This window comes from Blautia sp. TM10-2, from assembly GCF_003480845.1.
In the GTDB taxonomy this organism is placed as follows: domain Bacteria; phylum Bacillota; class Clostridia; order Lachnospirales; family Lachnospiraceae; genus Fusicatenibacter; species Fusicatenibacter saccharivorans.
In genome coordinates this window covers 36177-50364 of record NZ_QUJZ01000021.1, presented here as the reverse complement: position 1 = coordinate 50364, position 14188 = coordinate 36177, and the positions used below count along the sequence as shown (strand labels likewise).

Genomic DNA, 14188 nt, shown 5'->3' with positions numbered 1-14188 from the left:
TTTTTCTTTCAATTTATACGTGAAACTTACCGCAGGAAAATAAAACAGACCGACATTAGAAACCGATCAGGTGAAAGGAGGATGTCATATGTTACACAGCACACAGACAACGAAAAAACACACAGGAAATTTGATTCTGAGATTCGGAATGGCAGGCCTCCTGGCGGCCGGATTATTTTTTTCCGCTCCGTATTCGGCAGCAGCCGAGACAGTTCCAAGTGCAGAAAATACAGACGCCGGTGAAATTACCATTCACTTCACCCATTACGATGCACAGGACCTGGAATTCTATCTGAACACCGATCAGGCGGCCCTTGCTTTTACCGATGCTGCCCTGACATTTCAGGATTCCACAATGGATGCGCCGGTCACCATGTCATATCTTTCCGATGATGGTTCCTATGTCCTGTATCAGAACAGCGAACCGGTCGAGGAAGTAAACGGAACGTTCTCCGTATCGATGGTTACGGAACCTGGCTACACACTGGATATGGATCAGATTTCCTTCTATGTTAATGGACAGGCCGTTTCCAATGGCGGTTCCGTTGTGATTACGGATTCTTCGGCGGCGATGACTTCTCTTGTTTACTGTACCGCAATCCCGGAAACACCGGCAACTGACCCGGAGCCATCTCTTCCGGAAGAGCCATCTGCACCGGAAGTTCCGGAAGAACCGGCCGCTCCAGAACCATCCGTTCCGGAACAGCCATCCGCACCGTCAGAAACCCCGACCGTGGTACAGCCATCTGCTTCGGAACAGCCGGCACAGGAAAATATTCTTCCGGAAACCGCAGCTCCTGCATCCAAAACCGCACCGGAACAGGTTCCTGCATCCGAACCGATCGCAGCAGAACCGATTGCCAGCGCAGTTGTTACAGAAGACGAAGAAGTTGATCTTTCCACCATCCACCCGGAAGTTACCGCATCCGCTGTTACTTCTTCCAGCCAGCTTCCAGCCGCAACGCAGATTGTACCATCTGCCAGAACAACAGACCCGGATGCACAGATTATTACTTCGGAAACTGCAGCTCTTGAAAATGCCGCACAGGCCGAGAATACACAGACTGCACACACAGGAATCGGCTCCTGGTTCCATCAGCGAACAAATCAGATCCTCGCAGTCATGATCGCTGTGATCCTGCTTCTGATCCTGATCGAATCACTTCTGGCACTAAAGGATTCCATGAATCAGAAAAGATCGCATCGCTTCTATTAAAAATAAGGTCCATAATAAAAAATAAGCATACAAAAAGAAGGAACGTATCTCATGAAACATGGGATACGTTCCTTCTCTTATATTATTTTTTATCCTCTTTTTTTCGCAGCCGCTTTCTGAATCTCACAGAAATCGTGCAGCGCCTGACGGCCGATTTTTACGATTTTACGGATGTTGATGGAATTTGTTCCGCCCTGACGCGGCTTGAAGCTGATCGGGATGAAACGGATTTTCCGGTGAAAATACGCTCCGAAGGCAGTCAGCAGTGCGTTCGGCAGATTGTAGTTTTCCGGCATCAGCGGCAGATACTCGGCCACGTAGTCTGCTTTCATCAGACGGAACGGGGCATTTGCATCCGGCACGGATACATGGAAATAGGTCCAGAGCACCGCGCACAGCACTTTTTCCACGACAGCGCGGGAAAAGCCGTCGCCGCGGCTTGTGCGGTTTCCGAAAATGGCGTCGTAGCCCTCGCGGATCTGCCAGAACTTTTCGAACTCCGCCGGATCGGTCTGACCGTCGGAATCGGTCTGGAAGATATAGTCCGCACCGTTTTCAAGTGCATAGCGGTAGCCGTACAGAACGGTGGAACCGTGGCCGCCGTTTGGCTTCGTCAGCACGGTGAGCAACGGGCGGGTTTCGCACTCTGCTGAAGCAATTTCATACGTATCGTCGCGGCTTCCGTCGTTGATGATCACAAGACGGGACGCACCGCCGCCGTTATGCTTCTCCACGACGGGACACCATTCCTCGATCGTTCTTTTGATATTTTCCGACTCATTATAGGCTGGTATTACAATATATAAGGTATCCATTGGTATTCTCCTTGCATTTCCTTCCATCCATTATACAGGATTTCTTTTCATTGCGAAAGATGCTCTCATGGAGAAAATTTCCCAGTACCGTTCGTTTGTTATTCTTCCCACAGTTTCTGCGGATAACGGCCCTCGTCTTTTAATTTCTGCAGTGCTGCCATGACATTTTCTTTGTCTTCTTTGTACGTTACGCCGTACCAGTTATCATAGGAGCGGAGTACGGTGACTTCCGCTTTTTTCTCCTGCAGCAGTTCATCGACAACGAACGGCAGGAAGTATTCGCCTTTTAACGGGTTAGTTTTGTATACATCCTCGAGGAACGGCAGGAAGCGGCGTTTCAGCTCAATCAGGATACTCGGTGTGAAGCCCCAGAGGTTCATGGAAACGATCGTTCCCTGCGGCAGTCCGGTCCAGGTTGCGCCGTCATCCTCGGTGTATTCGGCCTGTCCGCCGTGGTTTTCGATTCTTGTGCGCTCATGAATGCCGACAAGGTGGTTCTGGTCGTCTGCGGTGCAGATACCGCGGGCTACGTGGCCATTGTCGGTCAGGGTTTTGTACAGGTCGTAGGCAACCATCGCGTACTGATAGGTCGCGCCGTCCTGCTCGGTTGTCAGCTGGCGGTAGATCTCCTCGAATGCTGTTCTTCCATAATAATCATCGGAATTGATGACGGCGAACGGTGCGCCGTCGATGGCTTCTGCCGCACAGAGAATCGCATGACCGGTTCCCCACGGTTTGACGCGGCCTTCCGGCACTTCGTAGCCTTTCGGGAGAACGTCGAGTTCCTGGTAAACATACTCTACATCCATGTATTTCTCAATTCGCTTGCCGATGCCCTCGCGGAATGCCTCGTCGATGGCTTTTTTGATGATAAAGATGACTTTCTCAAAGCCTGCCTGTTTTGCATCATAAATGGAAAAGTCGATAATCATATTTCCGTACGGGTCAACCGGATCAATCTGTTTTAATCCGCCGTAACGGCTTCCCATTCCTGCTGCCATGATGACTAATACTGGTTTTTTGCTCATGATGTTCTCTCCTTTTTATTCTCCAAAATAAGCTTTTAATCTCTCCGCAAAGTCTGCCGGGATTTCTCTTTCAAATGGAAATGGTTCTGCATCCGCCAGATACTCGGCGATTTCGCCCAGGACACCGGCGCTCCGGTTCAGTGACCAGGCGGAGATCCAGTCGATCGTATCGTGGCAGGTGTGCATGCCGAAACCATCGCGGTTCAGCGTCATCGCCGGGATGCCCTTCCATGCGAAGGTGTTGGAATCGCTGCTCCAGATGTTGTTGATGAGCGATACGCCTTTGTCCGCCTGTTTTAAGTGCTCCATGATCACGTCGCATGCCTCTTTCGTTGCTGCCACGCCAAGCACGGTTCCGCCGATGGCCTGTCCGGCGAGGTCGACGTTCATGTTGAAGCGGTGCTGCGCCAGCTCGGCTTCGTGCGCTTTCACATATGCCCGGCTTCCGCAGAGACCCAGCTCCTCCGCGCCGAACCAGATGCATTCCAGTGTCCGTTTCGGGCGGTTTTCGGCGAAGTAGTGTGCCAGCTCCATGATGATCGCTGCGCCCGCCATGTTGTCGTATGCACCAGGTCCCTGCGGAACGGAATCGTAATGAGCCGTCAGCGTCAGGATTTCCTCTGGCTGCCCGGTTCCCGGGATGCGCAGGATGATATTTTTCGACGTTCTCCTGATTTTTTTCTGCTGTAAAACGAGGCGTGCACGGCTCGCTCCCCGTTCTACCAGTTCCATCGCATCAAGATAATGAATGACGGCGCACGGCAGTTTCGGATTTTTTACGCCGCGCAGGGTGCGGTAGTCCGGCAGACGGTCCTCGTCTTTGTCCAGCGGCGTTCCGGTCAGGATCAGAAATCCGACGGCTCCTGCTTTTTCCAGTTTTTCATAGTTTTCTGCATTGGCACCGCCGTTGATCAGGACGATTTTCCCTTCTGCATGGGAAAGGCTGACCGGGTCGCCGTTTTCTACGTAGAGGAATGGTGCCTCCACGCCTTCCGGAGCGGTATTGGCTGCCGCGAAGCAGCCGCGGACGGTGTATGTTTTCTCATATGGCTCTGTGACCGTAAAGACAGCTTCGTCAACCTGCCATGTCTCAATCTCGAACGGCTCGCGGCGGATCTGCAATTCGCCCTGCCCCCATTTTTCTGCGATTTCAGAAAGTTCTTTTTCGATCCGGCAGGCTGCTTTTTCTTCGCCTTCCGTTCCGGCTTCGCGGATGTAGTTAAACTGGCTGACGAACGCATACTGCCGCTGGCCGCTGATGGTATTTGCTTTCATAATAATGTTATGTCCTTTTCTTTTCTTTTTTTATTTTCTTAAAGTTCTTCCAGTACCACTCTCGCGCTGCGTACGGCTTTGACGTCCGTGCGGTAGAGGGTGTATTCGCTTAAGGATGGAAGTCCCATGTTCACATTTTCTTTCCGGTACTGCATCGGGCTCGCCAGTTCGATTTTTCCGGACATATGGTAGGCGGTCACGCCGGTTTTCGGATACAGCTCGCGGATCGCATCCGCGCAGATACCGCCGCCCGCCTGAATACGGATGCGTCCCGCCGCCTGGCGCTGCAGTTCGGCGAGAAGCTCTGCTCCTTTTACCGCACTGTTCTGCTGACCGGAGGTAAGAATGGTGTTCATACCAAGCGATACCGCCTGCTCAAGCGCTTCTTTGGGATCGCGGCAGACATCAAACGCGCGGTGCAGCGTCACGGACATGCCGTCGGCTGCCTCCATCAGCTGTTCCATTGCCGCCATATTCATCGTTCCATCCTCTTTCAGCACGCCGATCACAACGCCCTCTGCACCGAGTTCGCGATACATCGCAACTTCCTCGCAAATTTCTTCTAATTCATATGGGGTGTAGCAGAAATCCCCGAACCGCGGGCGGATCAGTGCATGAATCGGAATGGTTGTCTGTCTGCGGATCACCTCAAACAGCTTCGAACCCGGCGTTGTTCCGCCGATCACCAGATTCTGACACAGCTCCAGCCGGCTTGCCCCGCCTTTTGCCGCCGCAAGCGCCGACTCCGCCGAGTCCACACAGACTTCCAGGATATAATCGTTCATAAAATTCCCTCTGTTTTCGTAAGTTTTCTTTCTCTATCATACCCTATTTAGGGCGATTAGGAAAGAGCTTCTTTGGTTCACTTTCGTTCACTTCTGCTTCTGATGCAGATATTTTTCTCTCGTTGCCATGCCGCCGCGAATGTGGCGTTCAGACTTGTTCACATCCAGAATTTTCCTCGCCTCTGCCGCCAGACCCGGATTCACCTGTACCAGACGTGATGTCAGATCCTTATGCACGGTACTTTTGCTCACTCCGAATTTTTTCGCCGTCTGCCGTACGGTCGCTTTCGTCTCAATCATGTAAATTGCTGTCTCCACAGCACGCTCTTCGATATAGTCCCTCACAAAAAGCCTCCGAAGACGCTGTTTTTACAGTGTATTCGGAGGCTTTGATGGGTATGTCTTCTATTTTATTATTTGTAATATACCCATACCGCTTTTGTCTGTTCCAGCACCTGATCGATATCCCAGGTTTTTTCGGAATTTTTTCTGCTGTTTGGGTCGTTGATTTTCAGTCTGCCATTCTGCAATCCGGTAAGAACGATAAAATGACCGTTGCTGGTAAACTCCCCGGGTCCCATCAGGGCAATGATGAGGTTTCCGGCCTGCAGGTTGTTTTCCACCCGTTCCCGTTCCACAGGGATTTCTTTGCTGGAAAGGCCGATCTGCCGGGCTCCTTCCAGCATCAGAGACCAGGCGGTTCCGCTGCCGTCTACGGCATAGCCGTTCTGTGAGGCAAAATCGGCGACCCAGCGCGGATTTTTTGTGATATCGCCGGTCATGAAAATGGCAACCATGGAAAGTGCTGTCGGTCCGCAGCCGCTTAATCCCATCACTTCACCGGCATATCGGTGATAGCCCCATCTCTGATCCCACTGCAAGAGAAGCGGAACCTCCGATGCGGATGACAGGTCGCTCAGGTCAATCTCCGGCTCCTCCTCTTTTTTCAACGGATATTCTTCGACGAACGTCTCCGTCTCATTGTTTCTCTCGTAAAGCGACAACAGCTCCTCCGGGTACTGATCCATTGAAATGCCGTTTGCTTTTGCATACCGTTGGATCGGATTCTGCCGGAAGCGCCGCACACCGCCCAAAAGCAGAAGACAGCCGAACAGCAATAGCAGCCCGCGGATCCGCCATACCTTTCTTTTTCGTCTCCGTGCTCTTTCTCTTCTTTGTATTATCCTTCTTTGTGTCATTCTTTTTTGTTCTGCTGTCTCTTGCCATTCCAGTGTATTGTTTTCACGGATCATGAAAAATCCCCCTCCCGATCTTATGGTGTACTCCAAAAATCTTTCTGTGCCTGATTTTGTGAGATGATTGAGAGTACATTCTTCCTTTTCATCATAACAAATTTCTGATTTTTCTTTTTGTATATTTTCCGAAGAAACACTGCTTTTTTTCCGTCTGCTTTCTTAAGATTTTTTGTATCTGTGCAAAGCCATGCGAAACGGAAGCAAAACCGCAAGCAGGAAAAAGATGGCAAATTCCGGAAATATCATTGAGAAAAAAGTTCAAAAATGGTAAAATAGGAAAAACAACATCTTTAAGCGGAGGATAAAACAAAATGAAAAAACTGAAAGTAAAAAAAGGCAGCACCTGTATGGCTTGTCTTGCCTGTGTGGGAGCATGTTCTGAGGCATTTTATAAGGTATTTGATCCGGACAAGGCATGTCTGCAGATCGTAGAGAAAAAGGCTGTTCGCCCGATCGCCTGTCCGCAGTGCGGTAAATGTGCCGAGGCCTGTCCGGAAGGCGCCATCACCCAGAACCCGAAGGGCGTTTACATGATCAACAAGAAAAAATGTACGGGATGCGGAGCCTGTGCGAAGGCCTGTCCATTTGGCCTGATCGTAAAAACCGAGGGCAATCCGGCTTCCAAATGTATTGCCTGCGGTATCTGCGCGAAAGCCTGTCCGATGGATGTACTGGAAGTTGTGGACGAATAATGATCCGAACTCTTAGATATCGCCAGGATCTCGTGTAAGCACAGATCCTGACTCATTGCTCACATAAACATAAAAATGCACTGTGGAACGTCGTCGGACAATTTCACAGTGCATTTTTATCTTAAACGAAAAACAATTGATTCCCGCTCGCTGCCTGGCAGAATGATCGATGCCCGTTTCCACAGACGGCATTCCGACAAAAAGGGACAAAATTTACAATTTTACTCCCACGCCAGCAGAACCATCGATTTTGCCGGAAGCATCATGCTTTCTTTCATCTCTGCTCCATCCTCTGCACAGCGTTTTCCATCGCAGAGCAGTTTCCAGTTTCCTTCCGGGAGTTTCTGAAAAGCTTCTTTTTCCCATGGATTGTAGAAGACGCAGACTGCGCGGCCATCCGGGTATTCCAGTTCGTAACCTGCGATCTGGTTTTCACGGAAAAATGTCTTTTTACAGTCCGGCTCGCACGTTCCGTATGCCTGAAATTTTCGGCGCAGAGCGAGAAGACCACGGTAATAGTCCACCAGCTCTTCCTGCTCTAAGGCGCGTGTCCAGTCAATTTTGTTGAGCTGCCACGACGATTTGAAGCTGTTTCCTTCGCCATGCTTCGTGCGCGCAAATTCCTCACCCGCCTGGAAAAACGGCATTCCCTTGCAGGTCATCACAATGCCCGCCGCCAGACGGTTCATCGAAAGCGTCCGCTCATCCATCTTGTCAAAATCCGGCTCCGCATCCTCCTTCCGCTTCGGATCGGACAGTTTTAATTTATCCCACAGTGTATAATTATCATGTGCCGACACATACGGAATCAGCTGGCTCGCATTGCGCGGCTCATAGGCTCCTTTTCCGTCCAGCCAGCCGTCTGTCGCGGAAAGTATTCCTGCTGAAAGACGCTCTTTTCCATTGACATAGCCTCCCTCTGCGGCAATGAAAACACTTCCCTTGATGGAATCTCTCGTATCGTCACAGAACATGGAAATGCCATCCATCAGCTTTCCGATATTCTGTTTATCCGAAGGGAAATATCCCTCCTGCATTGCGCTTGCCGCTGCTTTCCACGGTTCACCGTAAACCAGAATCTCCTCGCCGCGCGGCATCCGGTTCAGAGCTGTGCGGATCGCATTCATGGTCTCCGTGTCATGCAGTGCCATCAGATCGAAGCGGAAACCGTCGATATGATATTCCTTCGCCCAGTAACAAACCGAGTGAACCATAAAGCGGCGGAACATCTCCCGCTCACTTGCCGTCTCGTTTCCACAGTCGGAGCCATTGGAAATCGTGCCGTCCTCCCATTCACGGTAATAATAATAAGGAACTGTTTTCTGAAGCGGCGAATCGAGATTATACGTATGATTGTATACCACATCCATAATCACGCCGATGCCGGCTTTATGCAGTGCCTGAACCATTTCCTTCATTTCCCGGATACGTACCTCTCCGTGGAAAGGATCGGTTGCATAGGATCCCTCCGGCACATTGTACTGCACCGGGTCGTAGCCCCAGTTGAACGCTTCCGCATCGTCTTCCGGCACACTTCCGAAATCGAAAACAGGAAGCAGATGCACATGAGAAATGCCAAGCGACTTCAGATAATCGAGCCCTGTCGCATGAATTCCGTCTCCATTCAGTGTTGTGCCTTCTTCCGTAAATGCCAGAAACTTTCCACGGTGCTTATCCGAAACACCGGAATTCGGATCGCTTGAAAAATCCTTCACATGAAGCTCATACACACAGCGGTCCTCCGGCCGGATTTCCGGTCTTTCATCCTGCTCCCAGCCCACCGGGTCCGTCTCTGCAAGATTTACTACCATACTCCGCTCCGAATCAACACCGGAAGCCACGCCGTACGGATCGACCGTATCAAAAACGCCATCTGAGTGCAGAATGTGATACGTATAATACGTTCCATACCGCGCTCCCTGCAATGCACAACTCCAGACACCCTTTTCGCCGCGCGTCATCGCAATCGAGGCTATTTTTCGGTCCCCGTACTCCCGGCTGCTGCCACGTGAAAACAGCTCCAGCGAAACCTCCATTGCTGTCGGCGCCCAGAGCTTCCACTCTGTCACAAACTGCTCATCCTTTTTCGGCATCTGCCAGTTTCCATCACATTCCCTGCTCTTCTTCACCGAGACACCGAGGTCATCCCCTTCATACGTAAAGTTTTCCACAAATTCTTCCGATTCAAAAAAGCTTTTCCACTCCGCCGGCGTTCTTTTCACCACCGCATTCATCTTCTTTCCCTCCATTTCTTTGTAAACCCGCAGAATCTCTCCGACACTCCACGCCTGCGCATAGCAGCCCTTCGACATCACCGGCGCCGCACCATCATAAATCTCCGCCAGATGAAACAGGCATCCTTCCTGCATCCAGCTCGCAAGACGGTCCAGTCCGCGGCGCACTTCCTGTTTTCCCTCCTTCGGGAAATAGTTCAGCACCGCACGGAAATACGCCCCAAGCGGAAATCCCCAGACTGTCCCCTGATGATATGCCCTGTCACGCTCCGGCTGGCTTCCGCCGATCCATGGATGAAATGCCGGATCCTCCATCTCCAATGACCGCAGTCCTGCTGTCGTATACAGCTTTTCTTTAACCGCCTGTAAGATCCGCTGCCCCTGCTTCTGACTCATCATCTGAAACGGAAGCGCCAGCACAAAGACCTGATTGCATCGAAACTGCTTCTCTTCATACGTGCCGTTCAGCACATCCTTCAGATATCCTTCCTCTTCCATCCAGAACTTTTCGAGGAAACTCTTCTTCACCTGCTCCGCAAGCTTCCCATACGCCGATCCATCCTTTCCGACAAACGGCGCCAGCTCTTCCAGAATCCTCAGACCATTATACCAGTACGCATTAATCTCCACCGGCTTCCCGTGACGCGGTGTCGGCAGCTCCTTGTCAATCCGCACATCCATCCACGTCACCTGTTCCAGACCGCCCCCGGCCATAATCAGCCCGTCACTGTCCATTTTAATATGGAAATCCGTTCCCTTCTGATACCAGAACACAATATCCTCCATCACCGGAAACGCCTCGCACACAAACTCCAGATCTCCTGTTTCAAGGTAATACTCATACACCACATCCAAAAACAAAAGGGCCGCATCCACCGTATTATACATCGGAAGCGCATCCCCCTCCGGAAACAGGTTCGGCATCAGTCCTTCTTTTGTATATGCCATAAAGGTTCGAAGAATGCTCTTGCACTCTTCATATTCCCCAATTGCCAGCGTGCACCCCGGCAGCGAAATCATCGTATCCCGCCCCCAGTCCGCAAAATAAGGAAAACCAGCCATAATACTCTTCCCACCTGTCGATGCACGTTCCGTAATATACTGACTCGCACTCACCGCCAGCCGCTTTCCCACCGGATCAGAAATCCCGGACTTTTCCGCAATCGCCTCCTGCCGCTTCTCTTCCTCTTCTATCCACAGCGCAATCCTTTCCTCATCCCACTTATCCACATCATCCGCGAGACTATACACAACAAAAAAGACCTGCTCCCTGCCGTCTCCCGTCATCTCAAACCGAATCCGATGATTCACGACAGCACTTCCGATGCCATCTCTTCCATCCCGCGCATCCTGCTCAAAAAACAAATCCCTCCAGATCCTCTCCTTCTCCATCTGAAGCTCCCCATTCGTTCCATAAGAAAGAATCACACCATTACTCGCAATGCACTTCCGGTCCACCGCAAAATTCTGCCCCTCCTGCAGCTGCTCCCCCTTCGCCGCAAACCGCATCACCGGCCGAACCGAAAAACTCCCCTTCTTCCCACTTCTCACCCGATACCGGACAAGAACCGTATTCTCCCCCTGAACCATCCCAATCGTCTTCTCAATCTCAACCCCCTTCACCCGGTAAAACCATACCGGCAGACTCCCCATCTCAAATCCTTCCAGAAACCGAAACCCCTCCACATTCTGCGTCCGATTCACAAACTCCTGTGAAAACAGCTCCGTCTCCTCACCATCCACCTCCAACGTCTCCCAGACATTCGAAATCAGATGCTCCCGCACCGTAGGCGCCTTCAATGCTCCCATTAACAGCGCCTGATCATTCCTCGCCGCATTCCCCATCACCGTCAGCGAACAATAACCTCCCAGTCCGTTTGTCAGCAAAAAACACTTCTTTTCTCCACTCCGGAAATCCATCCACTCCGAAGCATTCAGTCGAATCCTATCCATACCCAAAAACCTCCAAATTTCACACAATATCTTCCCGAAACTTTTCTGTTCTCATAAAATCAAGCACAAAAAACTCCGAAAATATTTTTTTCATTCTATCTCCAAACTTTGCACCAGTCAACAAACTCACGCCGATTCGCCCTCCAGGCGAATCCAGCCCCTCTCCCCGTCCTCCAACACACTCTCCCCTTCCACATACAACAATCTCACGCCGATCTGCCCTCCGGGCAGATCCAGACCACTCCTCCCGTCCTCCAACCCCAGGATCTGGCTCCGGCGTCGTGGCACCTGCCGCGCAGACAGGCGCATTGGCATCGGCGGCATGCGGATGATGCACACGTGGGAGGCGGTGGATTGAGGATGACGGACGGCCATCCAGGCCGGAAGTCAAGAGGCTCTGAGACGGGAAATCATCAGATTTCCTGTCGAATAGCCTCGGTTCCTCAATCCACCGCCTCCCACACGTCATCATCCGCCCGCCGATGCCACCGCGCCCGTCTGTGCGGCAGGTGCCACGGCGCCGGAGCCAGATCCGTCCCTCCCCCCCACACAAATAGAGCAGCCGACCCCTCATCGGCTGCTCCACAAATCATCCTTTGACGGCTCCTGAAAGCCCATCTGTATAATATCTCTGCATTACAACAAACAAAATCGCAATCGGCACCGAAATGCAAACCGCTCCCGCCGCAAAGCAAGTATACCAGCTGTCGATATACTCCTTCTCCAGCATCTTCCACAGACCCAGTGCAACCGTATAATACTTCGCATTCGCCCTGCAGATAACCTTTGCGAAAATAAAGTCCAGCCACGGTCCCAGAAATGCACTCAAAGTCGTGTACACAATAATCGGCTTACTCAGTGGAATTGTCACCTTCGTAAATACCTGGAATCTCGTTGCTCCATCCAGATAAGCCGCCTCATCCAGTGCCTTCGGAACCGTATCAAAAAATCCCTTTGCAAGCAGGAATCCCGCTCCGGAACCGCCCGAGTACACCAGAATCAATGCCACACGGATCATCGATCCCTCCGAAAGGCCAACTGCCTTTAAAATATAGTAGACAGCAACCATCGACATAAATGCCGGGAACAGACCTAAGATCATCGCGATGTTCATGTAAGTCTTACGGATTTTAAACCGCATTCTCGACATGCAGTAAGAAACCGAAAGCACAAATATTGTAGAAATCAGACAACTGAACACCGCAATGATAAATGTGTTCTTAAACATCTGCGGAAAGTCTAACACCTGCGTATCTGTAAACAGACGCACATAGTTATGAAGCGTATATCCCTTTGGGAAAAAGCTGGTAACATAAGATCCCTTCTGTGTACTGAAGCTTAAGAGTGCAATCCACAGAACCGGAATCACCCACACAATCGCAAGCAGTGCCAGAACCACATGTACAATCACATCGGAAATCATTCCACGCGCTTTCATGGAGTGTGTTTTTTTCTCTTTGTTATTCATTATTGGAATCCCTCCTCGTTCTTGTAAGAACCAGTATTCCGGTACGTGATCAGTGAAACCACAGCCAGAATGACAAAGGTAAGAATACCGACAACCGCACCAACGTTAAAGTACTGTAAGTCAACCGTCAGCTTGTACAGCCAGGTAACCAGAAGGTCCGTCTTTCCGGCGGTTGCTCCGACCGGAACCGGTGCTCCTGCAGTCAGCAGATAAATAACGTTGAAGTTGTTGATATTACCCGTAAACGTCGTAATCAGATACGGAGTCGTGACAAACAGCATATACGGCAGCGTAATCTTAAAGAAAATTGTCACAGGACCTGCGCCATCAACACGGGCTGCCTCGTAAAGCTCACCCGGAATGTTCTGTAAGATACCGGTAACCTGCATCATGGTAAACGGAATACCAACCCAGAGGTTGATGATAACAACCGTTGCTCTCGCCCAGGTCGCATTTGTCAGGAACGGAAGCGGACTGCTGATCAGACCGGCCTGAACCAAGAGGTTGTTGATCAGGCCGTTGTCCTTTAACATCGTACGCATCAGAAGAAGAGAAACGAACTGCGGAATTGCAGCGGAGAGCATAAAACAGAATCTCCAGAATCCCTTGATACGGGTTGTTTTACGATTGATGACAATCGCAAGAATCATACCAAGAATATAGTTCAGGAAGGTAGCGAGCACAGCCCAGATCAGGGTCCATCCAAGAACAGACCAGAATGTCTTGCCGATCGAGTTGCCCATGCCAAGAACCGTACTGAAATTTTTCAGTCCAACCCAGTGGAAAATCGTCAGATGGTCGCCGACTTTACTGTAGCTGGTGAAAGCCATACAGATCATAAAGACCAGTGGAAGGATTGTGAAAATCACAATACCAAGAATCGGAAGTGTCAGCAGGGTCCAGTGCAGTCTCTTGTCAACGAGTGCTTCCAGATCCTCTTTGATGGTGTTGATATGTTTCCCTTCCTTTGCACGACACTCTACCTCATAAGCGCTCTTCATATTGACACGCCAGATCATAAAGAAGAGAACCGTAATAAAAATCGTTGCTACTCCGTAGAGCAGGAACAGAATTGTCATATCGCCGCCGGTATATTCATAAATACCCTTGGCCTCATTCCACACCTCTTCCTGCGCACGGCCGCCCAGGGTGATGAGATGATAGAGATTGTTGATACCGCCTTCGATCATAAACAGGAGATACGCAATTTCTACTGCCAGAAATAAAATACCCTTTACGATCTGTTTGTGAGCCAGATTTCCCAGTCCCAGAAAAATAACGCGCTCTTCCGATGTATCCGTGTCCGGGAAAGACAGGATCAGACTGTTTTTCTGCTCATCTTCCCACCTTGTCGTCTTTCCCTCAAGAATCTGATTCTCTCCCACCAGCAAATCTTCAAGTAAATCCCCAAAAAGATCCTGCAAATTACCGTTGAAGTAAAACGAATATTACGATTTTCAGTATTC

12 protein-coding genes are annotated in these 14188 nt (G+C 50.6%); 2 read left to right on the top strand and 10 right to left on the bottom strand.

Going from position 1 to position 14188, the window contains the following annotated elements; genetic code table 11:
* The first annotated feature begins 88 nt into the window (after nucleotides 1-88).
* Nucleotides 89-1216, top strand: coding sequence for a hypothetical protein (locus DXD92_RS17605; RefSeq protein ID WP_118641165.1), 1128 nt, complete (start codon nucleotides 89-91; stop codon nucleotides 1214-1216).
* Between the two features lie 89 nt (nucleotides 1217-1305).
* Here DXD92_RS17605 and DXD92_RS17600 read toward each other — a convergent pair whose 3' ends face one another.
* From DXD92_RS17600 to DXD92_RS17575, 6 genes are all read right to left on the bottom strand, one after another.
* Nucleotides 1306-2031, bottom strand: coding sequence for a glycosyltransferase family 2 protein (locus DXD92_RS17600; protein WP_118641163.1), 726 nt, complete (start codon nucleotides 2029-2031; stop codon nucleotides 1306-1308).
* Nucleotides 2032-2129: 98 nt separating this feature from the next.
* Nucleotides 2130-3059, bottom strand: a complete 930-nt coding sequence (locus DXD92_RS17595) for a nucleotidyltransferase family protein (RefSeq protein WP_118641161.1) — start codon at nucleotides 3057-3059, stop codon at nucleotides 2130-2132.
* Nucleotides 3060-3074: 15 nt separating this feature from the next.
* Nucleotides 3075-4334, bottom strand: coding sequence for a M20/M25/M40 family metallo-hydrolase (locus DXD92_RS17590; protein ID WP_118641159.1), 1260 nt, complete (start codon nucleotides 4332-4334; stop codon nucleotides 3075-3077).
* Between the two features lie 38 nt (nucleotides 4335-4372).
* Nucleotides 4373-5119 (bottom strand): copper homeostasis protein CutC, encoded by a 747-nt coding sequence (locus tag DXD92_RS17585; protein WP_118641157.1) that lies wholly within the window; start codon nucleotides 5117-5119, stop codon nucleotides 4373-4375.
* A gap of 87 nt (nucleotides 5120-5206) precedes the next feature.
* Nucleotides 5207-5464, bottom strand: coding sequence for a sporulation transcriptional regulator SpoIIID (spoIIID, locus tag DXD92_RS17580; RefSeq protein WP_055220903.1), 258 nt, complete (start codon nucleotides 5462-5464; stop codon nucleotides 5207-5209).
* A gap of 68 nt (nucleotides 5465-5532) precedes the next feature.
* Nucleotides 5533-6372, bottom strand: coding sequence for a C39 family peptidase (locus DXD92_RS17575; RefSeq protein WP_118641155.1), 840 nt, complete (start codon nucleotides 6370-6372; stop codon nucleotides 5533-5535).
* 314 nt (nucleotides 6373-6686) lie between these two features.
* Between DXD92_RS17575 and DXD92_RS17565 the strand changes: the two genes are divergently transcribed.
* Nucleotides 6687-7067, top strand: a complete 381-nt coding sequence (locus DXD92_RS17565) for a 4Fe-4S binding protein (RefSeq protein ID WP_022463049.1) — start codon at nucleotides 6687-6689, stop codon at nucleotides 7065-7067.
* 221 nt (nucleotides 7068-7288) lie between these two features.
* On the opposite strand, the gene pulA is transcribed toward DXD92_RS17565, so the two are convergent.
* The 4 genes from pulA to DXD92_RS17550 are packed head-to-tail and all read right to left on the bottom strand — an operon-like array spanning nucleotide 7289 to nucleotide 14044.
* On the bottom strand, nucleotides 7289-11254 hold the full coding sequence (gene pulA / locus DXD92_RS18630; protein WP_158581801.1) for a type I pullulanase: 3966 nt from the start codon (nucleotides 11252-11254) through the stop codon (nucleotides 7289-7291).
* A 19-nt stretch (nucleotides 11255-11273) separates the two neighbouring features.
* Nucleotides 11274-11828 (bottom strand): hypothetical protein, encoded by a 555-nt coding sequence (locus DXD92_RS18385; protein WP_147399313.1) that lies wholly within the window; start codon nucleotides 11826-11828, stop codon nucleotides 11274-11276.
* Between the two features lie 15 nt (nucleotides 11829-11843).
* Entirely contained in the window at nucleotides 11844-12722 is an 879-nt protein-coding gene (locus DXD92_RS17555; protein WP_227094136.1) for a sugar ABC transporter permease, read from the bottom strand.
* Entirely contained in the window at nucleotides 12722-14044 is a 1323-nt protein-coding gene (locus DXD92_RS17550; RefSeq protein WP_243104946.1) for a carbohydrate ABC transporter permease, read from the bottom strand. The genes DXD92_RS17555 and DXD92_RS17550 overlap by 1 nt, the downstream gene beginning before the upstream one ends.
* Nucleotides 14045-14188 lie beyond the last annotated feature (144 nt).